A 26,799-nucleotide genomic window follows, 5' to 3' on the forward strand; every position below is an offset into this window, starting at 1 on the left:
CTCGCTGCACTCGCTCCGCGGGCCTGCCCGTGGCCCCGGCTGAGCTCTGGCCTTCCGTACCGTCGCTCAGCCGGGCCTTCCGTACCGTTGTCCAGCCGGCTCTCAGTTTCCGGAGATCCTCGTCAGGGCGGGAGGCGCGATCGTGCCCTGGGCGCCTAGGTAGGCGACGAAGCCGTCCAGGTCGATGGGGCCGAGGACCTGGTCCTTGCCCTGGGTGAACGTGGTGAAGCCGTCGCCGCCGCCGAGCAGGAAGTTGTTGGCGGCGACCTTGTAGGTCGCGGCCGGGTCCACGGCGGTGCCGTCGACGGTGATGTTCGAGACGCGGTCGCCGACCGGCTTCGAGCGGTCGATGGTGAAGTGCAGGTTCGCGGACGGTTGCAGGATCTTCTCGCCCGCGGACGTCCACTGCTGCTCCAGCAGGGCGTCGAGCTGCGCGCCGGTCAGCGACGTCACGCCGAGCACGTTGCTGAACGGCTGGACGGCGAACGCCTCGCCGTAGGTGACGACGCCGTCGCCCTCGGAGCCGCTCGCCTTGTAGACGAGGTCGGTCCGGACGCCGCCGGGGTTCATCAGCGCGACCTGCGCACCCTTGTCCTTCATCGCGGCGAGCTGGGAGTCGGCGATGACGTCGCCGAGCGCGGTCTCGCCGGCGGCGGACGGGGCGCGGGTGAGATCGGCGGTGATCTTGCCGACCGGCTTGTCGGCGATCACGCTGACCCGGTCCTTCCAGGTCTGCACGAACTTCTGCGTCGCCGGGTCCGGGGCGATGTCGCGGGTGACGACGTGGTTGTCGGCCGTCATCGACGAGCGGATGATGTCGTCGGTGCGCTGGTCGACCTTGAAGTCGACCTGGGTGATGATCCGGCCGAAGGACGAGCCGGACGAGTAGAGCCGCGGCCGGCCGTCGGGCCCCTTGACCGTGCAGACGTACTGCTGGTGGGTGTGGCCGGCGAGGACGACGTCGATGTCGGGGTCGGCCTGCTGGGCGATGCGGGTGCCGGCGCCGGGGACGACGCCGCAGTCGTCGGGCTTCTCGCCGGCGGTGACGTTGTCGCCCTCGTGGACGAGCAGCACCATCGCGTGGACGCCGCGCTTCTTCAGCTCCGCGGCGGCCTTGTTCGCGGCGTCGACCTCGTCGTCGAACCGCAGGCCCTTGACGCCGTCGGCGGTGACGATGGTCGGGGTGGTCTTGGTGACGACGCCGATGAAGCCGATCTTGACGCCGTTGACGCGGCGGATCGTCCAGGGCTTGAGGAGCGGCTCGTTCTTCTTCTCCAGCAGCACGTTCGCCGCGAGGTAGTCGAACTTCGCGCCCTTCCACTTGCCGGCGGGGGAGCAGCCGTCGACGGGGTGGCAGCCGCCGTTCTGGATCCGGAGGAGCTCCTGGTAGCCCTCGTCGAACTCGTGGTTGCCGACGGCGGACGCGGTGAGCCCGATGTCGTTCATGAACTCGACGGACGGCTCGTCGTGGAAGGCCGCCGAGATCAGCGGCGACGCGCCGATCAGGTCGCCCTGCGCGACCGTGAGGGTGTCGCGGTTGCGCAGCTGCTTGAGGTGCGCGGCGATGTACGCGGCGCCGCCGGCGGGAACGGAGTTGCCGTTCTCGTCGATGGCGGTGCCGGAGCTGCCGGTCGGGGGCTCCAGGTTGCCGTGGAAGTCGTTCAGCGCGAGCAGGCGCACGGGCGCCGGGGGCTTGGGATGCGCGGACGCGGGCGTCGCGGCCAGGCCCAGGGCCGTGACCCCCGCGGCGGCGCAGGCCAGGAGGGTGCGTCGTCGGATCATGCGCTGGACGCTAGAGAGGCCGGGCATCCGGCGATCGGCGGAGTGATGACGGTTATGTGACAACTTGACCAGGGCGGCGGCCGGTTAGGGTGTGATCATGCACGAGCTGCGGGGGGACGAGGCCGGGCAGGCGGGCGCGCTGGTCGAGGCGGCCGCGGAGGCGGACGGCGTGGCGCCGCTGTCGGAGCACGCGTTGCTCGCGCTGCGCGCCGGGCGCGGGGGCCTGGTGGTGCGCGACGGCGGCGCGGTCGCCGGGTACGCGCACTTCGATCCGGCGGCCGACGGCGAGCCGGCCGCCGGTGAGCTGGTCGTCCATCCGGAGTTCCGGCGGCGCGGGCATGGGCGCGCGCTGCTGCGGGCGCTGCGCGAGAAGGCGGGCGGTCCGCTGCGCGTGTGGGCGCACGGTGATCTGCCGGCCGCTGCGGCGCTCGCCGAGTCCGAGGGGATGCCCCGTGTGCGCGCGCTGTTCCAGATGCGGCGTCCCGCCGAGGGGCCGCTACCGGAGACGAAGGTCGCCGAGGGCGTCCGGCTCCGCGCGTTCGAGCCGGGACGCGACGAGGAGGCGTGGCTGCGGGTGAACGGCCGCGCGTTCGCCGACCATCCCGAGCAGGGCGCCTGGACGATCGAGGACGTCCGGGAGCGCGAGGCCGAGGACTGGTTCGACCCGTCCGGCTTCTTCCTGGCCGAGCGCGGCGGCGAGCTGGTGGGGTTCCACTGGACGAAGACGCATCCCGGCGGCATCGGCGAGGTGTACGTGGTCGGGGTCGACCCGGACGCGCAGGGGCTCGGCCTGGGCCGCACCCTCACGCTCGCCGGGCTGCACCATCTGCGGGACAGCGGGCTCGGGCAGTTCATGCTGTACGTGGACGAGTCGAACACGGCGGCCGTCCGGCTCTACGAGTCGCTCGGGTTCACCCGGTTCGCGGTCGACGTCATGTACGGCGCTCCCGAGTGATGTCAATGAATCGTTGACACGGCGGGGATGTCAAGGAATCCTTGACGTCATGACCCCTCCTGCCCGTGCACTGATCGGCGTCGCCGGCCTTCCGGTGGTGGCGGTCCTCTTCGCCCTCCAGGCCGTGTACGACAGCCTCGCGCTGTGGGTGGCGTCGATCGTCGCCGCGTTCGCGGTCTTCATCGTCGGCGTCGTCACGGCGGTCCTCACGCTGCGCTCGGCGGTACCGTCCGCGGACGCCGCCCGCCTCGACGAACTCGAACCGCTCCCCGCCCGCGACGAGGACGGGCAGTGAGCCCGAGCCTCACCGGCGAGCAGGCGGACGCGATCCGCGAGGCCGTCGCGGAGGCCGTCCTGTCCGCGCGCGCGCAGGGACGCGAGGGTCTCGACGGCGACCCGGACGCCGCCCTGCTGCTGGTCGCCGCGTCGGCCGTCGCGGCGGAGGAGACGAGCAGGCTGCTGCGCCAGTCGATCACCGGCGCGCGCGCCGCCGGGCACAGCTGGGAGGTCGTCGGACGGCTGCTCGGCATCAGCCGGCAGGCCGCCCAGCAGCGGTTCGGCGCGTCCGTGGCCGCGGGCAAGGGGGCCGTCCCGGAGGCCGGGCCCACCCGCAGGGTGCTGCGGCCGCTGCACGCCTTCAACGAGATGGAGGCGCTGGAGAAGGAGGGCCGCCGCGGCTGGCACGCCGTCGACTACGGCTACCTCTTCCACCTGGTCGAGGCCTCGCCGGACAAGTGGGAGCACCGGCGGCTGTGGTGGCCGTCGCGCCGCCGCCGCCGGGCCTTGGAGGAGCGGGGCTGGGAGCTCATCGTCCCGTCCGACTTCGACTCGCCCTGGGCCTACTACAAGCGCCGCCTGGACGAGCCCGCCGATCCGGAGTGACCGCCGGCCGTGCGGCGCCCCGGCACGTGGCCGAACCCGTCACCGTGGCCGAAAGGGGCCGCTTCCCGGCGCCCGTCCTGACAAACCCGTATGACCGTCTCCGCACGGGCTTTTGGCATGTCTGAGCTGCGCTGTTAACCCGGCGGCCACGCCAAATCAGGACATTCTTCGCAATAGAGCTCGACCTCGTTCATTCTCCGTTCACCTGGATCGGGGTGTCCGGTCACCTCGCCTGCCTACCGTCGCATCCGACGGCGACCCCACCACCTGGTCAAACCGTGCCAGTGCGGCGGTCGGGGGACCCGCCCGACGAATCCAAGAGGAGACCTCCCGGTGAAGAACGGTTCTCGGCTCGCCGCCCTCGGCGGTGTGGTCGTCGCTGGGGCGCTGGCCCTGTCCGCCTGCGGCAGTGACGACAACAACGGCGGCGGCGACACGACGGGCGCCACCAGCGCCGCGGCCGCCAACATCGACTGCGCGAAGGGCGCGATCAACGCGGCCGGGTCGAGCGCGCAGAAGAACGCGATCGAGGAGTGGACGAAGGTCTACACCAGCAAGTGCTCGGGCGCCAACATCAACTACAACCCGAGCGGCTCGGGCGCGGGCGTCCAGGCGTTCACCTCCGGCCAGGTCGCCTTCGCCGGTTCGGACTCGGCGCTCAAGCCCGAGGAGCACGGCCCCGCCGACGCGCGCTGCAAGACCGGCAAGGCCATCGACCTGCCGATGGTGCCCGGCCCGATCGCGGTCGTCTACAAGCTCAACGGGGTCGACGGCCTGCAGCTGTCGCCGAAGACCCTGGCCGGCATCTTCGCCGGCAAGATCACCAAGTGGAACGACGCGGCGATCGCCAAGGAGAACAGCGGCGCCAAGCTGCCGTCCTCCGAGATCAAGACGCTGCACCGCTCGGACGACTCCGGCACCAGCGACAACTTCACCAAGTACCTGAAGGCGACCGCGCCGGACGTGTGGTCGTTCGAGCCCGGCAAGAAGTGGGTCGCCCCCGGCGGCCAGGGCCTGAAGGGCTCCGACGGCATCTCCACCGCGCTGAAGCAGACCGAGGGCTCGATCTCCTACGTCGAGCTGTCGTTCGCCAGCAACAACAGCCTGCAGACGGCGAAGCTGCAGAACGGCGCCGGCGAGTACACCGAGATCAGCCCGGAGAGCGCCTCCAAGGCCGTCCAGGGCGCGCAGATCGTCGGCACCGGCAACGACCTCGCCCTGAAGCTGGACTACGGCACCAAGGTCGCGGGCGCCTACCCGCTGGTCCTCGTGACCTACGAGATCGCCTGCGAGAAGGGCCTGCCCGCCGAGCAGGCGAAGTTCGTCAAGTCCTTCCTGACCTACATCTCCAGCCCCGAGGGCCAGCAGTCGCTGACCGCGCAGGGCTACGCCCCGCTGCCCGACAACATCGCCACCAAGGTGCGCGAGACGGTCAAGGGCCTGTCCTGACCCGCGAGGACTCCGGCACCAGCCACAGCCCCGCCGCCGGTGATCCCGGCGGCGGGGCCGCCGCACGTCTCAGCGGCCCGGACGCGGGCCGCGAGGAGGGAGACACCGTGACGAGCGACACCCCCGCCGCCCTGGCCAAGGCGGCGGAGCGTCCCCGGCCCGCGCTCTCGATGAGCACCGGCCGCGCCGGGGACCGGATCTTCGCCGGGCTGAGCCGCGGCTCCGGCCTGGTGATCCTGGCGATCATGGCGGCGATCGCCGTCTTCCTGGTCTGGAAGGCGATCCCGGCGCTCCAGGACGACAAGGCGAACTTCATCACCTCGCAGGAGTGGAACCCCGACGGGACCCCCGCGAAGTTCGGCATCGCGCAGCTCGTCTTCGGCACGCTGATGACGTCGGTCCTGGCGCTGGTGATCTCGGTGCCGGTCGCGGTCGGCATCGCGCTGTTCATCACCTACTACGCGCCGCGCCGGCTCGCCGGCCCGATGGCCTACCTCGTCGACCTGCTCGCCGCGGTGCCCAGCATCGTCTACGGCCTGTGGGGGCTGAACTTCCTGGTCACGAAGATGACCGGGGTGTCGGAGTTCCTCAACTCCTACTTCGGCTGGATCCCGCTGTTCGGCGGGAGCGAGACCGGCGGCCGGACGATCCTCACCGCCGCCATCGTGCTCGCCATCATGATCCTGCCGATCATCTCCGCGATCACCCGCGAGGTGTTCGTGCAGGTCCCGCACGCGCACGTGGAGGCGGCGCTGGCGCTCGGCGCGACCCGCTGGGAGATGATCCGGATGGCGGTGCTGCCGTTCGGCCGGTCCGGGATGGTGTCGGCGGCGATGCTCGGCCTCGGCCGCGCCCTCGGCGAGACGATCGCGGTCGCGATGGTGCTGTCCACCACGTCCGGGATCGACTGGCACATCCTCAAGGACGGCGGCAACACGTTCGCCGCGAACATCGCGAACACCTTCGCCATGTCCGGGCCGACGGGGCGCAGCGCGCTCATCGCGTCCGGCCTCGTCCTGTTCGTCATCACCCTGATCGTCAACGTGGGCGCCCGCGCGGTCGTGGCCCGCCGCAAGGAGTTCTCGTGACCACCCTCTCGCGCACCAAGAGCTCGACGCTGGCGTCGGTGTCGGCGGGACGCAAGGCCAGGGACCGCGCCGCGAAGGTGTTCGTCTACCTGGCGTTCCTGCTGGCGGTGATCCCGCTGGTGTCGGTGCTGTGGACGGTGATCTCCAACGGCGCCAAGCGGTTCGACGGCGTGTTCCTCACCCACTCCATGAACGGCCTGGCCAGCAAGGACGCCGGCGGCGGCGCCTACCACGCCATCATCGGCACGCTGGAGCAGGTCGGGCTGACCACGCTGATCTCCGTGCCGCTGGGCGTGCTCACCGCGGTCTACCTGGTGGAGTACGCGCGGGGCGGGCGGCTCGGCCGCACGATCAGCTTCTTCGTCGACGTCATGACCGGCATCCCGTCGATCGTGTCGGGCCTGTTCGTCCTCGCGTTCTGGCTGCTCGCGCTCGGCATGGACTTCTCCGGCTTCGCGGGCGCGCTGTCGCTGACGATCCTGATGCTGCCGACCGTCGTCCGCGCCACCGAGGAGATGCTGAAGCTCGTCCCCGGCGACCTGAAGGAGGCCGCGTACGCGCTCGGCGTGCCGCGCTGGCGCACGATCATGTTCGTGGTGCTGCCGACGGCGCTGCCCGGGATCGTGTCCGGCGTCATGCTCGCCGTCGCCCGCGTCATGGGGGAGACCGCCCCGCTGCTGCTGACGATCTTCATCACGAAGGCGATCAACACCGACCCGTTCAGCGGCGCGCAGGGCTCGCTGCCCACCTTCATCTGGGACCAGTCCACCGACCCGAACACCAACGCGGTGGACCGCGCCTGGGCGGGCGCGCTGGTGCTGATCCTGCTCATCATGCTGCTCAACCTGGCGGCCCGCCTCGTCGCGTGGCTGCGCAAGCCGTCGTCCCGATAGCCCGATAGGAGAGAACCCCACAATGGCCAAGCGGATCGAAGTCTCCGGGCTGCACGCCTACTACGGCGGCACCCACGCCATCGAGGACATCTCGATGACGATCGAGCCGCGCTCGGTGACGGCGTTCATCGGCCCGTCGGGCTGCGGCAAGTCCACGTTCCTGCGCACCCTGAACCGGATGCACGAGGTGATCCCGGGGGCGCGCGTCGAGGGCAAGGTGATGCTGGACGACGAGGACCTGTACGCCTCGTCGGTCGACCCCGTCGCGGTCCGCCGCGTCGTCGGCATGGTGTTCCAGCGGCCCAACCCGTTCCCGACCATGTCGATCTACGACAACGTCGCGGCCGGGCTGAAGCTGAACGGGGTGCGCGGCAAGCGCCGCCTGGACGAGATCGTCGAGGAGTCGCTGCGCGGCGCGAACCTGTGGAACGAGGTCAAGGACCGGCTCGGCAAGCCCGGCGCGGGCCTGTCCGGCGGCCAGCAGCAGCGCCTGTGCATCGCCCGCGCGATCGCCGTGCAGCCGCAGGTGCTGCTGATGGACGAGCCGTGCTCGGCGCTCGACCCGATCTCCACGCTCGCGATCGAGGACCTGATCGGCAAGCTGAAGAGCCAGTACACGATCGTCATCGTCACGCACAACATGCAGCAGGCCGCCCGGGTCAGCGACCGGACCGCGTTCTTCAACATCGCCGGCACCGGCAAGCCCGGCAAGCTCATCGAGATCGACGACACCAGCAAGATCTTCACGAACCCCGAGCAGAAGGGCACGGAGGATTACATCACCGGCCGCTTCGGCTAACCTGCCGCGGTGGACGATGATCGGGCGCTCCCGTGGGGGCGGCTGCTGGGCGGCTGCCTGTGCGCGGTGCTCGGCGTCTCCTTGGCGGCGTGTTCCGGGGGCGGCCACCGGGGCGGGACGGCGGTGCAGGCCGACCGCGCCCACTGCGGCCGCGGCTGGGACGACCCGCACGCCGGGACGCAGACGCTGCTGGTGCACAACGCCGACAGCGCCGCCGCCGAGGTCGACCTGATCGACCCGTCCAGCGGGGCGATCTACGCCGAGCTGGAGGGCGTCGGGCCGGGGACGACCCGGACGATGCGGGTGACGCTCGGCGGCGGGACGTACGCTTTCTGGTGCTTCCCGGAGGGCGGGCATCCCGTCACGGGGCCGAAGGTAAAGGTGAGCGGCCCGGCGGGCGGTCCGGCGGTCCGGCCCGTCACGCAGAACGACCTCTTCCCGGCGCTGCGGTCCTATCGTGCGTACGTGACGAAGGGGCTCGGTGTCCTGCGCGAAAGGGTGGACGCGCTGCGCGACGCCGTCCGGTCCGGCGATCTGGACGCGGCGCGCGCGAAGTGGCTGCCCGCGCACCTGGCCTACGAGCGGCTCGGCGCCGCGTACGGCACGTTCGGCGACTACGCCGACAAGATCGACGGGCGTCCGGCGGGGCTGCCGGACGGCGTGGACGATCCCGGCTTCACCGGGTTCCGGCGGGTCGAGCACGGGCTGTGGCACGGGGAGTCCGCGGCGTCGCTGCGGAAACCGGCGGACCGGCTCGCCGATGACGTCCGCGCCTTGATCGCCGACTTCCCGCGCGAGCAGATCGACCCGTCCGACCTCGGGCTGCGGGCGCACGAGATCCTCGAGAACACGGTGCAGTTCGAGCTGACCGGCAAGGGCGACCAGGGCAGCGGGACGGCCCTCGCGACCGCGGCGGCGAACCTCGAAGGGACCCGCGCGGTGCTCGACCCGATGCGTCCCGTGCTGAAGCCGCGGATGGACCTGAGCGGCATCGACGGCGGCCTCGACCGGACGTCCAAGCTGCTGGAGGCGCAGCACCGGCACGGGAGATGGACGCCGCTCGACGAGCTGAGCACCACCGACCGCGAGCGCATCAACGGCGCCGTCGGCGACCTCGTCGAACGGCTCGCGCCGGTCGCGACCGTCGCCGCGGTGAGGAGGACGTCGTGACCGGGCCGGGGCGCCGCTCCTTCCTGCGCGGCGCGCTCGCCGCGGGCGTCGCGGGGGCCGTCACGACCGGCGGCGCCGCCGCCGCGAACGGCCCGCGGACCCCGAAGGCGCCGTCGTTCCACGGCGTCCACCAGGCGGGAATCCTCGAGGAGCCGCAGGCCCGTTCCGTCGTCGTCGCGTTCGACGTGATCGCCGAGACCAAGGCCGAGCTCACCGACCTGATGCGCGCGCTGACGGAGCGGGCGCGCGTCCTGACCAGCGGCGGCGTCCCTACCGAACCGGGCATCAGCGCGCCGCCGCCCGACTCCGGCATCCTCGGCCCGGACGCCCCCGCCGGCGGCCTCACCGTCACCGCCGGCGTCGGCGCGTCCCTGTTCGACGACCGGTTCGGCCTCGCGTCCAGGCGCCCGAAGCGGCTCACCCGGATGCGGACGTTCCCGAACGACGACCTCGACCCCTCCTGGTGCCACGGCGACCTCGTCCTCACCCTCGGCGCCGCCGACGAGGACACCGTCCTGCACGCGCTCCGCGACATCTGCCGCCACACCCGCGGCGGCATGCAGATCCGCTGGCGGATCAGCGGGTTCGCCAACCGGCCCCGCCCGTCCGGCACGCCCCGCAACCTGATGGGCTTCAAGGACGGCATCGCCAACCCCGACGTCACCGACGCCGCCGTGATGGACCGGCTCGTCTGGGCCGCGCGCGACGAGCCCGCCTGGACGTCCGGCGGGACGTACCAGGTCATCCGGCTGATCCGGATGCTGGTCGAGTTCTGGGACCGGGTCGGGCTGCCCGAGCAGGAGCAGATGTTCGGCCGCAGCCGCGACACCGGCGCGCCCCTCGACGGCGTCCACGAGACCGACGCGCCCCGCTACGCCAACGACCCCATCGGCAAGGTCATCCCGCTGACCAGCCACATCCGCCGCGCCAACCCGCGCGTCCCGGACACCGAGGCCAGCCGCATCCTGCGCCGCTCCTGCAACTACGACCGCGGCGTGGACGGCGCCGGGAACCTCGACATGGGGCTGGTCTTCGGCTGCTTCCAGCAGGATCCGCACCGCCAGTTCGAGGCCGTCCAGGAGCGCCTCGCCGACGAACCCCTCACCGACTACATATCACCGTTCGGCGGCGGTTACTTCTTCGTTCTTCCCGGCGTCAGAGATCGGGTAGATCATCTCGGCCGGGGGTTGATCGAGTAGGCGCGCGGCGCGCCTGCGAGGCCCCTCACCAGAGGAGGAGACATGCGGGAGACACCAGGTCCACGAGAACCGGCCGGAACCGGACGCCGCCGCGGCACCCGCCGCCGGCCCCTGCTGATCGCCGCGGCCGCCGTCACGGCGGGGCTCGCCGGGCTCGCCGCCGCCTGCGGAGCGTCCGGCGCGTCCGCCGGGCTCACCGCCCAGGACGGCGCCACCGGCCACGGGCACGGCTCGCCCGCGCGCACACCGATCCAGCACGTCGTGGTGATCTACGGGGAGAACATCTCCTTCGACCACTACTTCGGCACCTACCCGCACGCCGCCAACACCGACGGGACGCCGTTCCACCCCGCCAAGGGCACCCCGAAGGTCGACGGCCTCACCAAGAAGCTCCTGAAGCACAACCCGAACCAGTACGACCCGAAGCGGCTGTCCCCGTCCCAGGCGCTCACCTGCGACCAGGACCACGGCTACGCCTCGGAGCAGAAGGCCGTCAACGGCGGCAAGATGGACAAGTTCGTCGAGTTCACCGGCAAGGACAAGTGCACCGGGCAGCCCATCCTGTTCGGCGAGCCGGGCCTCGTCATGGACTACTTCGACGGCAACACCGTCACCGGCATGTGGAACTACGCCCAGAACTACGCCATGAGCGACAACTCGTGGGACGGGACGTTCGGGCCGTCCACCCCCGGCGCCATCAACCTCATCTCCGGGCAGACCCACGGCGTCTACGCCGTCGACCCGAAGACCCACGAGAAGGTCACCGACGCCTATACCGTCCAGTCGCCGAACGCGGACGGTGTCGGCACGATGATCAACGACCCGGACCCGGCGTTCGACGACTGCTCCGACAACAACCACACCTCCGCCAACGCCCTCGCCGTCATGACCGGCAAGAACGTCGGCGACCTGCTGAACGAGAAGAAGGTCACCTGGGGCTGGTTCCAGGGCGGGTTCCGTCCCACCGGCAAGGCGAACGGCTACGCCGTCTGCGGCGCGGCCCACGCCAACATCGGCAAGAACCAGGTCGTCGACTACAGCCCGCACCACGAGCCGTTCCAGTACTACAAGTCGACGGCGAACGAGAAGCACCTGCCGCCGTCGTCCGTCCAGGCCATCGGCCGCACCGACCAGGCCAACCACCAGTACGACCTGACGGACTTCGACGCCGCGCTCAACGCGAACAACCTGCCGGCCGTCAGCTTCCTCAAGGCGCCCTCCTACCAGGACGGCCACGCCGGCTACTCTGACCCGATCGACGAGCAGAAGTTCGTCACCAGCACGATCAACAAGCTGCAGCAGTCGCCGGAGTGGAAGTCGACCGCCGTCGTCCTCGCCTATGACGACTCCGACGGCTGGTACGACCACGCCGCGCCGCGCATCACCAACGGCTCGGCCGACGCGTCGGTCGACCAGCCGCTGTGCGCGAACGTCAAGGCGGCCGGCGGCTACCAGGACCGCTGCGGCCCGAGCCAGCGCCTCCCGATGCTGGTCATCTCCCCGTACGCGAAGGTCAACCACGTCGACCACCACGAGGTCGAGCAGGCGTCGGTGCTGCGCTTCATCGAGGACAACTGGGGCACCGGCCGCCTCGGCGACGCGTCCTTCGACGGCCGCGCCGGCACCATCGAGGGCATGTTCGACTTCCGCCACCCCAAGGCCAAGCAGGTGATCCTCAACCCCGACACCGGAGCGGTCGTCAGCAAGGGCTGACCCGGCGGGCTTGAACCCCAGCCCGGCGGGTTCGAGCCTTAGCCGCCGCCACGGGCGGGCCCGCGGAGCGAGCGCAGCGGGGCCGCCCGACGACGGACAAGGTGTTTCGCGCGGAGCGCCGGCGGAGCGGGAAACGCCTTTCCGTCGTGACGGGGTTCCAGGGGGTCGCCCCCCTGGGCGACTACGCCTTGGCGGGGGTTCGTTCTTCAGCGTCGCCCGGGCGGTGGTCGGGGACGAACCGGTAGCCGACGTTGCGGACGGTGCCGATCAGCGACTCGTACTCGGCGCCGAGCTTGGCCCGCAGCCGCCGGACGTGGACGTCCACGGTCCGGGTGCCGCCGAAGTAGTCGTAGCCCCACACCTCCTGCAGCAGCTGGGCCCGGGTGAAGACCCGGCCCGGGTGCTGCGCGAGGTACTTGAGCAGCTCGAACTCCTTGAACGTGAGGTCCAGGATCCGGCCGCGCAGCCGCGCGGTGTAGGTGGCCTCGTCGATCGTCAGCTCGCCGCTGCGGATCTCGCCCGGCACCTCGTCGGCGTCCGCGACCGCGGCGGCCCGGCCGACCGCGAGCCGCAGCCGCGCCTCGACCTCGGCGGGCCCGGCGGTCTGCAGCAGCATGTCGTCCAGCCCCCACTCGGAGCTGAGCGCCGCGAGACCGCCTTCGGTCACGATGCCGAGCAGCGGGCAGTCCAGCCCGGTGGTGCGCAGCAGCCGGCACAGGCTCTTGGCCTGGACGAGGTCGCGCCGGGCGTCCACCAGCACGACGTCGGCGGGCGGCGCGTCGATCAGCGCGGACGCCTCGGCGGGCGCGACCCGCACCGAGTGCAGCAGCAGCCCGAGCGCGGGCAGGACCTCGTCGGACGGCTCCAGCGCGTTGGTCAGCAAGAGCAAGCTGCTCAAGTGCCCGCCTCCTCGTCCCAAAAAGACGTAGGACCCAGGCGGCTCACCCTCCAAGCCCCGGCACGGCCGCCGGGCTCGAAGACGAGGCGGCCATGAAGGGTCTTGCGGATGAACTCCATGGCCTCGTCGCCCGGATCCCTCGTCCCGAGCATATCCGAGCCCTCGGCGGAGGCAATGGCCGCATGTCCGGAGGGCATGAGATCGTGGGAGCGTGGCCAGAGGGACGATGCGGTACTGGGCCGCGGCGAAGGCGGCGGCGGGGACGCACGAGGAGCCGTACGACGCCGGGACGCTGGCGGAGGCGATCGAGGCGGCGCTCGCGCGCGGCGGGCGCGGCGCGGAGTTCGCGCGGGTCGTCGGCCGCAGCTCGTTCCTGATCGACGGGGACCCGGTGGGCGGCCGCCCGCACGGGTCGGTGGAGCTGCCGGAGGGCGGCGTGGTGGAGGTGCTGCCGCCCTTCGCGGGCGGCTGATCCCGCGGGCCCGGCACTGGGACTGAGCACGCGGGATGATCCGGGCGCACCGCCAACTCATCCCGCAGTGCGACTCGACCGGGGCGTTTCGGGCACTAAGGTGTGGCGATCGCGCGTGCCGCCGCCCGAGGGAGAGAGATGCGCAAAGCACTGCTGGCGTTGCTGATCGTGGTCGCCGTGGGCCTCGTCGTCGCCGACCGGGTCGGGGTCCGGGTCGCGCAGGACCGGATCGCGCAGCAGGTCGCGGCGCAGTACGACCTGCCGCAGCGGCCCGACGTCACGATCCACGGCATCCCGTTCCTGACGCAGGTGGTCGGCGGCGAGTACGACCACATCACCGTCGACATCGGCGACTGGACGGAGCAGGGCGTCACCGTCTCCGACGTGACGGTGGACATGCGGGGCCTGAACGCGCCGCTGTCCGACGTGATCAACGGCGACACCACGAACATGACGGCCGGCACCGCCGCCGCCTCCGCGATCATCCCCTACGACGTGATCAAGAAGGAGGCGCCGAAGGAGGTCGAGAGCCTCGGCCCCAAGGGGAACGACCTCGCGGTGGGCCTGACCGGCAGCGTCCTCGGGTTCAAGGTGAACGGCACCGCCGTCGTGTCGGTGAAGCCGACGTCCAAGGGCATCGCGATCACGCCGGAGTCGGTCGGGGAGGGCGCCGCGCAGATGCCGCTGACGCTGGTCCGGCAGCAGCTCACCTGGGTCGTCCCGGTCAGGGACCTGCCCATCGGCGCGCGGATCAGCGGCATCCAGCCGACCGCCGGGGGCCTGAAGGTCACGGCGACCGCCCACGACGTGAACCTGAACGATCTTCAGCAGCAGCAGAAATAGCCGCGGACCCCGTGAACCGGGACGCGCCCGGATCCGTGACAGGGATGTGGGTCCCACCGCGGATGAGGGTTTGCTGCGCGCCCTGTACAGCGAGCACGGCGGTCCCCTCCTGGGCTACGTCCTGCGGCTGACCGGCGGGGACCGGCTCCAGGCGGAGGACGTCGTGCAGGAGACGCTGCTGCGCGCCTGGCGGCACCCGGACGCGCTGGCGGGCCGTCCGGTCCGGCCGTGGCTGTTCACCGTCGCGCGCAACCTCGTGGTGGACGCGCACCGGGCGAAACGGGCGCGGCCCCCGGAGACGGGCATCGACGAGCAGCTCCTGACGACGCTCGCGGGCTCCGACGACATCGACCGGGCGCTGGAGTCCTGGACGGTCGCCGAGGCGCTCGCCGAGCTGACCCCGTCCCACCGGGCCGTCCTCGTGGAGACCTACTACCGCGGCCGGTCGGTCGCCGAGGCCGCCAAGGCGCTCGGCATCCCGCCCGGCACCGTGAAGTCCCGCACCTATTACGCGCTGCGGGCGCTCAAACTCGCATTGGAGGAGCGGGGGTTGGCGCCATGAACGAATGCGCGGACGTGCGCACCGCGCTCGGCGTGTACGTGGTCGGCGCGATCGACCCGGCCGAGCGCGGACGGGTCGACGCGCACCTGGAGGGCTGCCCGGCGTGCCGGGACGAGCTGGCCGGGCTGGCGGGGCTGCCCGCGCTGCTCGGCCGGGTCGAGGAGGCGCAGCTGGAGCAGATCACCGGGCCCGGCCGGGATTCGCCGGACCCGGAGTTCCTGGAGGGGCTGCTGGCCCGCGCGGCCGAACGACGGAGGGGATGGCTCGGCCCGCTGGGGCGGCGGGCCGGCGGGCGGGGCCGCGTCACCCGATGGGCCCCGCTCGCCGCCGCCGCGTGCCTGCTGCTGGTCGTGGGCGCGCTGTTCGGCGGGTTCGTGCTCCCGTCCGGGGACGGCGGCCGCACCGCGTCCCCGCCCGCAGCGTCACCGCCCGCCGGGTCGGCGTCGCCGGAGCCGGAACCGGAGGCGACGGTGACGCCGACGGGCCGGGGCGAGCGGCTCGTCGCCGTCAACCCCGACAACAAGATCAAGGGCGTCGTCTACCTGCAGCGCAAGGAGTGGGGGACGCAGGTCGAGCTGTACCTGTCGGGCGTGCCGAAGGGGGAGCACTGCCGGATGATGGTGATCGCCCGGGACGGGCGGCGCGACGCCATCGGCAGCTGGTCCGTCCCGTACGACCGCGGCTACGGCGACTACCACGGCTCGACGATGTTCCCGCGCGGCCAGCTCTACTCGTTCGAGATCGTCGGCCTGGACGGGAAGCCGCTGCTCACCATCCCGACGTAGGCACCCGATTCCCCCGTAGGCTCCGTCCCGTGGAAGAAAAGCGGGCGCGGGCGGGTTGGTCCCGGTGATGACCGGAGTCTGGGTCGCCCTCGGGGTGCTGCTGGCGGCGACGGTGTTCGGCCTCGTCCGCCGGCGCCGTGACGGCGTGCTGCGCGCTGTGCCGGGCGCCGGCGGCGCCGGCCGTGCCGGCGGCGACGCGCGGAAGGACGGCGACGACGCAGTGGACGAGCAGGTGGGCGAGACCCTGCGGCCCGACGAGCTGGGCGCCGAGCTCGGCGCGAAGGCCACGCTCGTGCAGTTCTCCAGCGCGTTCTGCGCGCCCTGCCGCACGACCCGGCGCGTCCTCGGCGAGGTCGCCGGGATGGTGGACGGCGTCGCGCACGTGGAGCTGGACGCCGAGGCGCACCTGGAGCTGGTGCGCCGGCTGAACGTGGTGCGGACACCGACCGTCCTCGTCCTGGACGAGGCGGGACGGGTCGTCCGGCGCGCCGCCGGGGCTCCCCGCAAGGCCGACGTGATCGCCGCCCTCGGCGTCGCGATCCCGTGACCGGCGATCCGATCCCGGCGATTCCGGCGATCCCGGCGATCTCGGCTGTCCGGTGATCGCGGGCGATTCCGCGACCGGCGAGGCCGCGCGGGCGGGCGTCCCGCGGCGCTGTCAAGACCCGCGGGCGGCGGATCAACCTGTGAGCCGTACCCGGATGACCTGGGATAAGACACATGTCACTGTCTCGGAAGGCGAGACGGATGTGACAGCGCGTGGATTGTCGGCTTAACATCGTGTCCGTGCGTTACTGGACAGAGCAGATGCTCACGAAGCGCCGCGCGGTCGACTTCTGCCGCGTGGCCGCCTCGCTCTGTCGCACGGCCTGAGGCATCGAGCCCATCCGCCCCCGAGCTCTTCCGATTTCCACGCTCGTACGCACGCTTCCTCTCCGCCATGGAGCACCCCGATGCAGGTTGATCCGCGTGGGCCGCGCTTCGGTGCGTCCGTCACGACGGTCGTTCTCGTCGCGGTCCTGGTGACCGGAAGCTGGGCACTGCTCACCGCTCAGGCCGTCGTGTTCGCCATCGGCGCGTTCCTCGGCCTCCGGTACGCCCCGTACGGGCTGGTGTTCAAAGCGCTGATCCGCCCCCGGCTCGCCCCTCCCGCCGAACTGGAGGACGCGGCCCCGCCCCGCTTCGCGCAGGGCGTCGGGTTCGTCTTCGCCGCGGTGGGGACGGTCGGATACGGGACGGGGATCACCTGGCTCGGCATCGGTGCCACCGCCCTCGCGCTGGCGGCGGCGTTCCTGAACGCGGCGTTCGGGTTCTGCCTCGGCTGCGAGATTTATCCGCTCTTCCGACGTATCACCGCGAAGATTCGCTCCGACAGGGAGGTTCCCGCATGAGCCGCTCCGACGTCCTGGTGGACACCGATTGGGTCGAGGCCCACCTGGACGACCCGGGCCTGGTCCTGGTCGAGGTGGACGAGGACGTGTCCGCCTACGACAAGGGCCACATCCGTGGCGCCGTCAAGATCGACTGGAAGACCGAGCTGCAGGACCCGGTCCGCCGCGACTTCGTCGACAAGACCGGCTTCGAGCAGCTGCTGTCCGCCAAGGGCATCGCCAACGACGACCTGGTGATCCTCTACGGCGGCAACAACAACTGGTTCGCCGCGTACGCGTACTGGTACTTCAAGCTGTACGGGCACGACAAGGTGAAGCTGCTCGACGGCGGCCGCAAGAAGTGGGAGCTGGACTCCCGCGAGCTGGTCGAGGACGTCCCGTCGCGTCCGCGCACCGACTACAAGGCCAAGGAGCAGGACCTCACCATCCGCGCCTTCCGCGACGAGGTCGTCGACGCGATCGGCAGCAAGAACCTGATCGACGTCCGGTCCCCGGACGAGTTCAGCGGCAAGCTGCTCGCCCCGGCGCACCTGCCGCAGGAGCAGTCGCAGCGGGCCGGCCACGTGCCGACCGCGCGCAGCATCCCGTGGTCGAAGGCGGCCAACGACGACGGCACGTTCAAGTCCGACGACGAGCTCCGCGAGCTGTACACCGAGGCCGGCGTCGACCTGAACAAGGACACGATCGCCTACTGCCGGATCGGTGAGCGCTCGTCGCACACCTGGTTCGCGCTGCGCGAGCTGCTCGGCCTGCCGAACGTGAAGAACTACGACGGTTCGTGGACCGAGTACGGCTCGCTGGTCGGCGTGCCGATCGAGCTCGGCGAGCCCAAGTAGCGAGCGCTCGGCGAGCCCGAGTAACACCGAGGTCGGCGTGCCGGAGCGGCACGCCACCGCCCGCACGACACCCCACCGCCGCCGGCGGAACGAATCTTTCCGTGTGCACGGAGATGGAGGAGCAATGACCCAGGGCTGCGCAGCGCCGGAGCAGACGGCGCACCTTCCCGCGACCGTCGACCTGACCAACGAGGCCGTCATCCAGGGCACCGTCACCCGTGACGGCGCGCCCGTGTCCAGCGCGTACGCGCGCCTGCTCGACTCGACCGGCGAGTTCACCGCCGAGGTCGTCACCGGTGACGAGGGCGTGTTCCGCTTCTTCGCCGCCGACGGCGACTGGACGGTGCGGGTGCTGGCCGCGGGCGGGGTGAGCGTCGACAACGCGGTCACCGCGAAGACCGGCGAGGTCGCCGCGCTCCAGGTGGCCATCTGATCGCACGATCGCCGAACCCCGCCGTCCCGGTCTGTCCGGGGCGGCGGGGTTCGCCGTTTCCGGATGGTGCCGAGGTCCGGGAGGTGCCCACGGTCCGGGCCGCGACCTGGGGCCGTCGAGGGGCCGCGGGGTAGCATCGGCGCGATGTCCGCACTGTCCGCCCGGTCGCCGCTGCTGCTGCCGTGGGCCGCGCTCAAGCTCGCGGGACGCTTCGTCCTGCCGCTGACCCTGTGGTTCACCGCCGGGCGGCTGCTCCGGTACGGCGCGCTGTACGGCGGGTACCGGCTCGGCGCGATGAAGGGCACCGCCGCGACGGTCGCGCCGCTCGTCACCGTCGGCCTGCTGGTGATGATCACGCTGGCGACGGCGGTGCTGATGGTGCACTGCGTCCGCGAGGGCCTGGACGTCGTGCACGCCCGCGAGGCGGACGGCGACCTGACGCCGTGGGCGGTCGGCAACGACGAGTCGGTGGTCGGCGCGATGGCGCGGGCCGCGCTCCCGTTCGTCATCTTCTACCTGGCGTGGGGGCTGCAGACCGACGACGCCCGCGAGTTCGCCGACATGGCGGCGAGCCGCGGCTTCACCGAGGGCGGCTTCCAGGGGCAGCTCAAGGGCATGGGCATGCTGATCTCGCTGGAGAAGCACGTCGTGCTCGCGGTCGGCATCACCGCGGCGTTCTTCGTGCTCAAGACGGCGGTCGAGTGGCTGCTGGAGGAGCGGCTCGGCCGCTCGGCGGGCGCGCTGATGGCCTTCCTGGAGATCAACTTCACGCTCTTCGGCATCTTCACGATCGACCACCTGCGCGGCGAAGCGGCCGGCTGGATCACCGGGCGGCAGGCCTGGCAGTGGCTCGACGGCGCCGCCGGACCCGTCCTGGACCTGTGGCCGCCGTTCAAGGACGCTGTCCTCGGCGCGCTGATCTGGCTGGTCATCGCCGGGGTGATCCTCGGCCTGGACGCCGGCGACGAGCGGGTCGTGCTCGGCCGCGGGCGCGCGGCGCGGCGGCTCGCGGCGGCCGGCGGGATCGAGCGGCAGGGCAGCGTCCGGGAGGTGCTGACCCGCGGGTTCCGGGAGATGTGGCTGCCCGCCTGGTACGGGCTGCGGCTCGTCCGGCGGTCCGGGATGCTGCCGTTCGCGGTGTTCTGCCTGCTGTTCTCCGCGCTGGACGTGGGGCGCGACGCGTCCCGCCGGTGGGTCTACCAGCTCCTCGGCCCGCACGAGGTGACGTGGTGGATGCCGCGGCTGCCGCTGGTCGACTTCGGCACGGGCCTGGTCTTCGAGATCCTGCGGATCTGCCTGCTCGCGGCGGCGTTCAACCTGGTGATGGCGCGGGTCACGGCGCGAAACGCAGCGAAGGCAGTGGCGTCCCCGGCTTCCGTGACGCCTTCGGCGCCTGCACCCGCAGCGCCAGGGCCGCCGCCATGGTCCGGGGCACCGTCCCCCGGACGGTGAGGCGGGCGACGGCGCCCGCCCGCGGGGTCCCGGCGGCGAGGCCGGTCGCCGACCAGCTGCGCCCGTCGCCGTCGGTGAAGGTGTAGACGACGCCGTAGGAGCCGATCGCCTTCGCGGCGGCCGCGTCGCCCGGGCGGACGGCGAGGACGACCTGCAGTTGCGTGACGGTGTCGTCCTTCGGTTTCGTCCCGAAGGACAGCGGCGCGGTCGCCTGCCGCGCGACGACCTTCCACTGCGCGCCCATCAGGGAGCCGGTCGCGCCGTGCGGGACGTCCGTCACCTTCTCCGGCGGTTTCAGGTTCTTCTCAACGCTGTTGGTCTCGTCCACCCATTTCAGGACGAGGAGGGCGGGCAGCAGGGCGGTCAGCGCGAGCGCCTGGACGATGCGGCGGTCGCGGGGGCGGAGCCGCGGCCGGGCCCGCGGCGGGATCGCGGGCAGGTCGGGGTTGGTCCGCTGCGGGTCGTCGAAGGCGGGGCCGGCGGTCGTCACGAGGCGGCCTCCGGGTCGAAGCGGTCGACGGCGCTCCGCAGCAGCGCCCGCGCCCGGGCGGGGCTGATCCCGAGGTCGATGTCGGCTTCCGCGGACAGCTGGGGCAGCAGGCCGCCCGTTCCGACGACGAGGTGCGCGCCGCGCAGGCGCTGCTTCGGCAGCTCGAACAGCAGCGTCCCGGGCGCCCAGATCATCGGCTGCATGTCGGGGACGGTGCTCGTCGTCCCGGACCGCGGGTCGTAGCGGTAGCCGTAGCCGCCGGGCGTCTCCAGCACCGCCGTGCCGATGCGGAGCGGTTCGCGCTCGCTCTTCGCGCGGATCCGCACGGCGAGGTAGATGCCGTCGGTGCCGATCGCCGGCTCGTTGCCGAAGCTCAGGCCGGGCGCGAGCGACCGCGCCGCCTGCACGCCCTCGACGCGGACACTGAACATCCGGTTGGAGACGGTCTGCCCGATCTTCCCGTCGTTGCGGAGCGGGTCCAGCTCCTTGGCGTCCACCTTGGGCCGCATCGTGTGCACCCACATCGCCGCGACGAGCAGGCCCGTCCCGATCACCGCGGTTCCGCCGCGCACCAGCAGCTCGCGCCCGTTCATCAGGGGCTCGCGGTCGGACGGGGCCGCGCCGGGCGGGTGCGCTGCGCGGGCGGACGGGTGGCGCCGCGCGTCGGCCGCGCCGTTCCGGTCGGTCGCGCCGCGCGCGTAGGGAAGAGCGTCGGGGTCGGCGCGGGCGCGGCGGCGGGTGCCGCGGCCGCGACCGGGAGGGTCATCTTCGCGGCGAGCGCGCCGTCCTCGGTGTCGGGCAGCCAGTTGTAGCTGACGTCGGTGAACCCCGTCCGGTACTCCCATTTCCGCAGGCCGATGGTGAACCGGCGCGGCGCGTCCGCCGGTCCCGCCTTCCACATCGCGGACGCCTCGACCGGCAGCCCCGGCTGCACCGCGTCCGTCTTCGCGCCGCCCGCGACGCCCTCGACCTGGTCGGGCTCCAGCCACTTGCCGGCCTTGGTGCGCGCGGCGAGACCGTCCGTCAGGCCGCCGTCGCCGAGCGACTCGGTCTCCCTGCCGTTGTTGACCACCCGCATCCGGACGATCAGGTACCGCTTCGGATCGCTGTCGAACACGCCCTTGACCAGGCCGATCCGCGCGTCGCGGACCGTCACGGTGAACAGGCCGACGTTCAGCGCCTTGCCGGGCCTCTCGACGGGCTGCTTCGGCGCCTCCTTGAAGCCGCCCGTGGCCCACGTCACGGCCGCGACGGCGGCGACCGCGCACGCCACGGCGGCGGGGACCAGCCGGCGCCTCGCGGAGGCGCGGCTCCCGCCTGCGCCGGACGGCTCCCCCGGGAGCGGCCCGCCGGGAGGCGGGGGGACCGGGGCGGTGGGCTGCACCCGCCGAATGCTAGTACGACGACCCTTGAGTCCCTAAGCTCCTCGGATGGCGTACAGAATCCGCTTCATCCCGGTGATGCCCGTCCTCATGATCATCGCCGGGGTGGTCGCCGCGCCGCTCGTCGTCGCCGGGACGTTCATGGCGGAGATGCACGCCTGGCAGGCCGTGCTCGGCATCCTGTTCTGGACCGTCGTCGTCCTGTGGCTGGTCGGCGGCGGCATCGCGCGGCTGCGCCGGATGGCCCGCAGCGGCTGGACGGCGCTCGCCGTCGAGCCGGAGGGCGTCCGGATCGGCGCGCGCCCCGGGGCCGGCCCGCAGTTCTTCCCCTGGTCGGACGTGGACGCGATCGTCTGCTTCGACGTGCCGCGGATCGTCCGCCGGTCGCCGGTCCGCCACCTCGGCGTGAGCCTGCGGGACGGCGCGCCGGGCGGCGTCGCCGAGTTCGAGGAGCGGCTGGCCGCGGCGCGCACGCGGTCCGGGCCGTCCGGCGCCGACCGTAAAACCTTCGACTACATGGCGAGCAAGCTCGCCGACAGCGCGTTCCCCCGCGAGCACGCGGTGAGCGCGTACGTCCGGCGGCGCGACTGGCGGCTGAACCGGAGCGCGCTGGAACGCGCTCTGGAGAACCTGGCGCCGGGCGTCCGGCTCGTCGACCTGGGTGACGGCCGCCTCCCGCACGAATGGCTCGACGACCGGGCGCGGCTGGCCGACCTCGACGTGGACCGTTCCGGCGAGGAGCGCGGCGTCCCGTCGGAATAATGATCATTACGTGGCGACGCGGTGAATCTTTGTTGTAATGTCCGGATCCGGTCACCCGTCCGGAAGAGAAGTGCATGGACCCGAACCTGCCGCCCGCCATCGCCGACCCCGAGAAGTGGCTCCGCGACCAGCAGCAGTGGGCCGCCGCCATGAAGGAGCGCGCCGACCGCGCCCAGCGGGAACTGGCCGGGAACACCACGACGCTGACCAGCCGGGACCACGCGGTCACCGTCACCGTGAACCCCAGCGGCGTGCTGCTCGACCTGCGGCTGTCCTCGCACGCCGACCGGATGAGCGGCGCGCAGCTCACCGCGTCGATCATGGAGACCTACCGGAAGGCGTGCGGCCGCGGCGCCGCCCGCACCGTCGAGATCATGTCCCAGGTCGTCGGCGACGACTCCGAGGCCATGGACTTCCTGCGCGCCGCCCTGCCGCCCGCCGACGAGGACGACGACCAGGACCGCCCGCGCTGGTGACCCCGGCGCCCGCCTGCCCGCTCGCGCCGGTGACCGCCGGCGTCCACCCGCCCGCCCGCCCGCGCCGATGATCCCGGCGCCCGCCCCGCGTACGCGAAGGAGCCCCATGGGCCAGAACGGTTTCGAAGTGGAGAGGTCCGCGCTCGACACGCACGCGGTCAAGGTCGACCACGTCGCCGCGCGCGTCGACAAGGCGAACCAGGCCGCCGCCCAGTCCACCCTCGGCGGCTGGCAGATGTACGGGGCGCTCTGCTCCCCGCTCATCGTGCCCGCGCTCGCCGGCCTGTTCGGCGACTCCGACGACATGGTCAAGAAGGCCGCCAAGCTCGGCCGCTCGATGGCCACCGGCCTGCGCAGCAGCAAGCAGAACTACGAGGCCGTCGAGCAGGCCATCGAGGCGCTCACGAAGCAGGCCCGATGACCACCCCCAACGACCTGATCGCGCAGCCCGAGGGGCAGAAGCGGTTCGAGGGCGCCGGGCTCGCCGACAGCATCGACGGCCTCGTCGCCGACATCGGCGAGAACAAGAACTGGGAGACCCTCGCCGTCGACGGCCTCGCCGTCGGCCTCGACGCCCTCGGCATCGCCCTCGACCCCCTTGGAGCGATCCTCAGCGCCGGCGTCGGCTGGCTCCTCGAGCACATCGCGTTCCTGCGCGAGCCGCTCGAGGTGCTCACCGGCGACCCCAAGCAGATCCAGGCGCTGTCGAAGACCTGGTCCAACGTCGCCACCGAGCTGATCGGCGCCGCGAACGACTACTCCGACGCCATCGGCGACGTCGCCGCGTGGGGCGGCGACGCGTCCGCCGCCTACCGCAAGACCGCCAAGGAGTACGTCGGCGCGCTGGACGCCGTGGCGCAGACCGCGCAGCACACCTCGCAGGGCATCGCCGTCGCCGGGCAGGTCGTCGCCGTCGAGCGCGCGTTCGTGTTCGCGGCGATCTCCGAATGGGTCGGCAAGGTCGTCTCCAAGGCGCTGCTCGCCCTCGCGACCTCGGTGTTCACCTTCGGCGGCTCGCTCGGCTTCTTCATCGCCAGCGTCGTCGGCGACGCCATCACGCTGTTCGCCCGGCTCGGCAAGCGGCTCGCGCGGCTGCTCCAGGTCATCCGCCGGTTCGTGGACCGCTTCAGCGGCACCAGCACCCGCGCCGCCGACGCCGCCGCCGCGCTCGGCCGCCGCGGCGACCAGATCAACCGCTGGGCCGACCCGAAGATCAACGGCTCGAACGTCGCGGAGGTCATGTTCACGCCCGCCGCCTACCGCCGCTACACCGAGGCGATGGACGGCTCGTTCGTCGGCCAGACCGCCAACGTCGCGGGCAGCCTGTGGGCCCGCACCGGCGCGGAGGCCGCCAAGTCCGCCCGCGACTTCGGCGACGGCATGGACGACGGCCACTACACCTCCTGAACGCCCCCGCCGGGCCCCCGGGAGGGCACTACGCTGCCAGCGTGACGGAGATCATCGACTATGGGCGGTTCGCGGAGCGGCTCGCCGGGCCGCGCCCGCGCTGGGACCTGCTGCGCGCGTTCCAGGACGAATGGGGCTACACGGTGCCCGCCGGCGCCGACCCGTGGCCGAAATGGTCGGAGACCGAGCACCGCGCCTACGTCCGCTCGCTCCACGAGGGATGGACCGGCGAGGAGAAGGACCCCTTCAAGGGCGTCGACCGATCGCTGCCCATCCCCAAAGCGCTGGACGAATGGTGGGACCTGCCGTTCAACTCCTTCACCTACTCGGCCCGGCTGTACTGGACGAACCCCGAGTATCCGCCGACGCTGCGGCCCGACCCGTCCGGCTACGGCGTCGCCGGTGGCCTGCCGGAGCCGAACCCGTTCGTCGAACCCGGTGGTGACCTGCGGCTCTGCTGCTTCATGGCCGAATACGAGTACTGCAACGAGTGGGCCTACCTCGCGGCCGAGGCCGGCCACGACGACCCGCGCGTCCTCGTCAGCATCGACGAGGACGAGTGGGCGCTGCAGGCCGGGTCCCTCTCCGAGTTCTTCGTGCTGCTCGCCGCCGTCCGGCTGCCGTCCCACTTCGGCTGGAGCGTCCAGCTCAACGACGACGACTTCGCGGACGGGCCGCCGCTGCGGGAGCGCATCGAGGCGGCGTACCGCCCGATGGGCTTCCAGAACTGGCGGGAGCTCGGCGCCGACACCGCCCTGTTCGGCGGCCCCGACGTGATCGTCCGGCACGACACCGGCATGGCCGACTTCTCCGTCGAGATCAGCGGCCGCACCCGGGACGCCCTCGCCGCCACCGCCCGGACCCTCGGCTGGACGTGGGACGAAGAGACCGTCGAGCCACCGCACAAGGAAGAGGAGCCCGACTAGGGCCGGAGATGCCTGACGCCGAGCCCGAGTAGGGAAGGGGCGGGCGCTGAGCCCGAGTAGGGCGGAGATGGGACGCGGAGTCCGGATGACGGCGGCGAATCGTCTAGAGTCATGGCGTTCGCACGGTTTCAGGAGAGATGGGGAATGCGCGGAGCGGGACTCGTGGCCGGCGCCACCAGCCTGGCCCTGACCACGGCACTCGTGCTCGCACCGGCCGCGTCCGCCGCCCCCGGCGACCGGCCGGGCGCCGCACCGACCACCAAGGCGCCGGCGACCAGGAAGCCGGCGCCGAAGAAGACGTCCGAGCCCAAGCAGCAGCAGGCCCCGTCCGGCGGCCAGTGCAACAAGCCCAGCGGCCAGCCCGCCTCGGCGATCACCCAGCAGCCGTGGGCGCAGCGGCGCCTCGACTTCGAGCAGGCGTGGCCGATCACCCGCGGCGCCGGCGTGACCGTCGCCGTCGTCGACAGCGGCATCGAGGCCGCCCACCCGCAGCTCAAGGGCAAGATCACCGGCAGCTTCGACGCGACGCACACCACGCCCACCGACTGCTACGGGCACGGCACCGAGGTCGCCGGCATCATCGCCGCGTCCGACCAGCGCCGCCGCAACGTCCCGTTCGTCGGCGTCGCGCCGCAGGCCAAGCTGCTGGACGCCAAGTTCACCACCGGCGAGAGCACCGACGACAACACGCTGCTGCCGAAGGCCATCGAGTGGGCCGCCGAGCACGGCGCGAACGTCATCAACGTGTCGGCGCGCGCACCCGACACCACGCTGCTGCGGCAGGCCGTCCAGGTGGCGAAGAAGAACGACGTGCTGATCGTCGCCGCCGCGGGCAACGTCGACAAGGACGAGCGCGGCAAGGAGAGCGCCGGATACCCGGCCAACTACCCGGGCGTCCTGTCCGTCGCGGCGGTCGACCAGAGCGGCACGATCTCCGACTTCTCCAACCACAAGACCCGCATCGACGTCTCCGCGCCCGGCCAGGACATCATCTCCACCGTCGGCACCGGGTACATCGGCGGCCAGCAGGGCACCAGCTTCAGCGCCCCCTACGCCGCCGGGGTCGCCGCGCTCGTCCGGTCGCGGTACCCCAAGCTGACGTACCAGCAGGTCATCAACCGGATCCTGATCACCGCGGAAGGCGGCAACGGGCAGGGCAGCGGGTACGGGATGATCAGCCCGCTGCAGGCGGTGTCCGCCGTGCTGGACGCGAACGCCAAGCCCGGGGAGGCGTCCGCCGCACGCCCGCTGAGCGGACCCGTTCCGATCGCGCACCCCGCGCCCGTCGACCACCGCACCCGCAACATCGGGCTCGGCATCGCCGGTGGCGCGCTAGGTCTGACCGTGCTTGTGGCTTTCGGCGGCGCCGTCATCCCGATGGGACGCCGCCGAGGCTGGAAGCCGGGCCGCATCCCCGCTCTCCCGACCGGCGAAGACCGCGACTGATTCCTTTTTGGGTGGTTGTCGTTCTTTGGCGCGCTGTTCTCGTGTTGGTGCGCGGGGGTGCGTCGAGGGGTGCTCTGTAGCTCGTTTGGTGGTGTTCGGGAGCTCGTCGAGTGGTGCTCGGGAGGTCTTGAAGCGAGGGGCGCGCGATTCTCTTCGGGGTGGGGCGTTCGGCATTCTCTTTCGGAATGGGTCTTCGGGTTCACCGGCGGGAAAGGTGTTCGGGAGATCGTGGATAAGGGTGTTCGGGTGGTGGGGTGGCGCTTGCGTACGGGGCCGCCCCTCCAAAGTCAAGGGCGCCTTCGGCGTCG

31 protein-coding genes are annotated in these 26,799 nt (G+C 72.0%); 26 read left to right on the forward strand and 5 right to left on the reverse strand.

Features of this window, described 5'->3' with window-relative positions:
- Positions 1-102: 102 nt before the first annotated feature.
- On the reverse strand, positions 103-1,782 hold the full coding sequence (locus tag AB0C78_RS46640; protein WP_360761397.1) for a bifunctional metallophosphatase/5'-nucleotidase: 1,680 nt from the start codon (positions 1,780-1,782) through the stop codon (positions 103-105).
- Between the two features lie 97 nt (positions 1,783-1,879).
- Between AB0C78_RS46640 and mshD the strand changes: the two genes are divergently transcribed.
- The 10 genes from mshD to AB0C78_RS46690 all read left to right on the forward strand — a co-directional run bounded on the left by mshD (position 1,880) and on the right by AB0C78_RS46690 (position 11,930).
- On the forward strand, positions 1,880-2,737 hold the full coding sequence (gene mshD / locus AB0C78_RS46645) for a mycothiol synthase (protein WP_360761399.1): 858 nt from the start codon (positions 1,880-1,882) through the stop codon (positions 2,735-2,737).
- A gap of 49 nt (positions 2,738-2,786) precedes the next feature.
- Positions 2,787-3,032 (forward strand): hypothetical protein, encoded by a 246-nt coding sequence (locus AB0C78_RS46650; protein ID WP_360761401.1) that lies wholly within the window; start codon positions 2,787-2,789, stop codon positions 3,030-3,032.
- Positions 3,029-3,619, forward strand: coding sequence for a hypothetical protein (locus AB0C78_RS46655; protein WP_151539318.1), 591 nt, complete (start codon positions 3,029-3,031; stop codon positions 3,617-3,619). The genes AB0C78_RS46650 and AB0C78_RS46655 overlap by 4 nt, the downstream gene beginning before the upstream one ends.
- Positions 3,620-3,952: 333 nt before the next feature.
- Positions 3,953-5,068, forward strand: coding sequence for a phosphate ABC transporter substrate-binding protein PstS (gene pstS / locus AB0C78_RS46660; RefSeq protein WP_151539319.1), 1,116 nt, complete (start codon positions 3,953-3,955; stop codon positions 5,066-5,068).
- Between the two features lie 170 nt (positions 5,069-5,238).
- A complete protein-coding gene (gene pstC, locus AB0C78_RS46665) occupies positions 5,239-6,156 on the forward strand; it encodes a phosphate ABC transporter permease subunit PstC (RefSeq protein ID WP_360761441.1) in 918 nt (305 codons plus the stop codon).
- Positions 6,153-7,049, forward strand: a complete 897-nt coding sequence (gene pstA, locus AB0C78_RS46670; protein ID WP_360761403.1) for a phosphate ABC transporter permease PstA — start codon at positions 6,153-6,155, stop codon at positions 7,047-7,049. Before pstC ends, pstA begins: the two co-directional genes overlap by 4 nt.
- 22 nt (positions 7,050-7,071) lie before the next feature.
- Positions 7,072-7,848, forward strand: coding sequence for a phosphate ABC transporter ATP-binding protein PstB (pstB, locus tag AB0C78_RS46675; protein ID WP_151539321.1), 777 nt, complete (start codon positions 7,072-7,074; stop codon positions 7,846-7,848).
- A 9-nt stretch (positions 7,849-7,857) separates the two neighbouring features.
- Complete coding sequence (locus AB0C78_RS46680) at positions 7,858-9,018, forward strand: EfeM/EfeO family lipoprotein (protein ID WP_360761405.1); 1,161 nt, start codon at positions 7,858-7,860, stop codon at positions 9,016-9,018.
- Entirely contained in the window at positions 9,015-10,217 is a 1,203-nt protein-coding gene (gene efeB, locus AB0C78_RS46685; RefSeq protein WP_360761407.1) for an iron uptake transporter deferrochelatase/peroxidase subunit, read from the forward strand. The genes AB0C78_RS46680 and efeB overlap by 4 nt, the downstream gene beginning before the upstream one ends.
- 42 nt (positions 10,218-10,259) lie before the next feature.
- Positions 10,260-11,930, forward strand: coding sequence for an alkaline phosphatase family protein (locus AB0C78_RS46690; protein WP_360761409.1), 1,671 nt, complete (start codon positions 10,260-10,262; stop codon positions 11,928-11,930).
- Positions 11,931-12,111: 181 nt separating this feature from the next.
- On the opposite strand, the gene AB0C78_RS46695 is transcribed toward AB0C78_RS46690, so the two are convergent.
- Positions 12,112-12,828, reverse strand: coding sequence for a response regulator transcription factor (locus tag AB0C78_RS46695; protein ID WP_151539325.1), 717 nt, complete (start codon positions 12,826-12,828; stop codon positions 12,112-12,114).
- Positions 12,829-13,039: 211 nt separating this feature from the next.
- Between AB0C78_RS46695 and AB0C78_RS46700 the strand changes: the two genes are divergently transcribed.
- From AB0C78_RS46700 to AB0C78_RS46745, 10 genes are all read left to right on the forward strand, one after another.
- Positions 13,040-13,300, forward strand: a complete 261-nt coding sequence (locus tag AB0C78_RS46700) for a MoaD/ThiS family protein (protein WP_360761410.1) — start codon at positions 13,040-13,042, stop codon at positions 13,298-13,300.
- A 138-nt stretch (positions 13,301-13,438) separates the two neighbouring features.
- Positions 13,439-14,143 carry a DUF2993 domain-containing protein gene (locus AB0C78_RS46705; RefSeq protein ID WP_360761412.1) on the forward strand — a complete coding sequence of 235 codons (705 nt, stop codon included), beginning with the start codon at positions 13,439-13,441 and terminating at the stop codon, positions 14,141-14,143.
- Positions 14,144-14,189: 46 nt separating this feature from the next.
- Positions 14,190-14,705, forward strand: coding sequence for a sigma-70 family RNA polymerase sigma factor (locus tag AB0C78_RS46710; protein ID WP_360761414.1), 516 nt, complete (start codon positions 14,190-14,192; stop codon positions 14,703-14,705).
- A complete protein-coding gene (locus AB0C78_RS46715) occupies positions 14,702-15,490 on the forward strand; it encodes a zf-HC2 domain-containing protein (RefSeq protein ID WP_360761416.1) in 789 nt (262 codons plus the stop codon). The genes AB0C78_RS46710 and AB0C78_RS46715 overlap by 4 nt, the downstream gene beginning before the upstream one ends.
- 67 nt (positions 15,491-15,557) lie before the next feature.
- Positions 15,558-16,037: a thioredoxin family protein gene (locus AB0C78_RS46720; protein ID WP_360761418.1), complete on the forward strand. Its 480-nt coding sequence runs from the start codon at positions 15,558-15,560 to the stop codon at positions 16,035-16,037.
- A 260-nt stretch (positions 16,038-16,297) separates the two neighbouring features.
- On the forward strand, positions 16,298-16,363 hold the full coding sequence (locus AB0C78_RS46725) for a putative leader peptide (RefSeq protein ID WP_360761443.1): 66 nt from the start codon (positions 16,298-16,300) through the stop codon (positions 16,361-16,363).
- Between the two features lie 80 nt (positions 16,364-16,443).
- Positions 16,444-16,881 (forward strand): DUF4395 domain-containing protein, encoded by a 438-nt coding sequence (locus AB0C78_RS46730; protein WP_360761420.1) that lies wholly within the window; start codon positions 16,444-16,446, stop codon positions 16,879-16,881.
- A complete protein-coding gene (locus tag AB0C78_RS46735; RefSeq protein ID WP_151539332.1) occupies positions 16,878-17,717 on the forward strand; it encodes a sulfurtransferase in 840 nt (279 codons plus the stop codon). Before AB0C78_RS46730 ends, AB0C78_RS46735 begins: the two co-directional genes overlap by 4 nt.
- Positions 17,718-17,841: 124 nt before the next feature.
- Positions 17,842-18,150 (forward strand): DUF1416 domain-containing protein, encoded by a 309-nt coding sequence (locus AB0C78_RS46740; protein WP_151539333.1) that lies wholly within the window; start codon positions 17,842-17,844, stop codon positions 18,148-18,150.
- A gap of 144 nt (positions 18,151-18,294) precedes the next feature.
- Positions 18,295-19,602, forward strand: coding sequence for a hypothetical protein (locus AB0C78_RS46745; protein ID WP_360761422.1), 1,308 nt, complete (start codon positions 18,295-18,297; stop codon positions 19,600-19,602).
- On the opposite strand, the gene AB0C78_RS46750 is transcribed toward AB0C78_RS46745, so the two are convergent.
- The 3 genes from AB0C78_RS46750 to AB0C78_RS46760 are packed head-to-tail and all read right to left on the reverse strand — an operon-like array spanning position 19,484 to position 21,476.
- On the reverse strand, positions 19,484-20,092 hold the full coding sequence (locus AB0C78_RS46750) for a hypothetical protein (protein WP_360761424.1): 609 nt from the start codon (positions 20,090-20,092) through the stop codon (positions 19,484-19,486). The two genes, AB0C78_RS46745 and AB0C78_RS46750, sit on opposite strands and share 119 nt — an antisense overlap.
- The gene (locus AB0C78_RS46755; protein WP_360761426.1) at positions 20,089-20,685 is read right to left on the reverse strand and encodes a hypothetical protein; all 597 of its coding nucleotides are present in this window, start codon (positions 20,683-20,685) and stop codon (positions 20,089-20,091) included. Before AB0C78_RS46755 ends, AB0C78_RS46750 begins: the two co-directional genes overlap by 4 nt.
- Positions 20,685-21,476: a hypothetical protein gene (locus AB0C78_RS46760; RefSeq protein ID WP_360761428.1), complete on the reverse strand. Its 792-nt coding sequence runs from the start codon at positions 21,474-21,476 to the stop codon at positions 20,685-20,687. The genes AB0C78_RS46755 and AB0C78_RS46760 overlap by 1 nt, the downstream gene beginning before the upstream one ends.
- 46 nt (positions 21,477-21,522) lie before the next feature.
- Between AB0C78_RS46760 and AB0C78_RS46765 the strand changes: the two genes are divergently transcribed.
- The 6 genes from AB0C78_RS46765 to AB0C78_RS46790 all read left to right on the forward strand — a co-directional run bounded on the left by AB0C78_RS46765 (position 21,523) and on the right by AB0C78_RS46790 (position 26,491).
- Complete coding sequence (locus AB0C78_RS46765) at positions 21,523-22,236, forward strand: hypothetical protein (RefSeq protein ID WP_360761430.1); 714 nt, start codon at positions 21,523-21,525, stop codon at positions 22,234-22,236.
- 74 nt (positions 22,237-22,310) lie between these two features.
- The gene (locus AB0C78_RS46770; protein ID WP_151546409.1) at positions 22,311-22,712 is read left to right on the forward strand and encodes a YbaB/EbfC family nucleoid-associated protein; all 402 of its coding nucleotides are present in this window, start codon (positions 22,311-22,313) and stop codon (positions 22,710-22,712) included.
- A gap of 106 nt (positions 22,713-22,818) precedes the next feature.
- The gene (locus AB0C78_RS46775; RefSeq protein ID WP_360761433.1) at positions 22,819-23,133 is read left to right on the forward strand and encodes a type VII secretion target; all 315 of its coding nucleotides are present in this window, start codon (positions 22,819-22,821) and stop codon (positions 23,131-23,133) included.
- Positions 23,130-24,119, forward strand: a complete 990-nt coding sequence (locus AB0C78_RS46780; RefSeq protein WP_360761435.1) for a hypothetical protein — start codon at positions 23,130-23,132, stop codon at positions 24,117-24,119. Before AB0C78_RS46775 ends, AB0C78_RS46780 begins: the two co-directional genes overlap by 4 nt.
- Before the next feature lie 41 nt (positions 24,120-24,160).
- A complete protein-coding gene (locus AB0C78_RS46785; protein WP_360761437.1) occupies positions 24,161-25,045 on the forward strand; it encodes a hypothetical protein in 885 nt (294 codons plus the stop codon).
- A 144-nt stretch (positions 25,046-25,189) separates the two neighbouring features.
- Complete coding sequence (locus AB0C78_RS46790; protein ID WP_360761439.1) at positions 25,190-26,491, forward strand: S8 family serine peptidase; 1,302 nt, start codon at positions 25,190-25,192, stop codon at positions 26,489-26,491.
- Positions 26,492-26,799 lie beyond the last annotated feature (308 nt).

The organism is Actinomadura sp. NPDC048394 (assembly GCF_040651755.1).
GTDB lineage: Bacteria > Actinomycetota > Actinomycetes > Streptosporangiales > Streptosporangiaceae > Spirillospora > Spirillospora montaniterrae.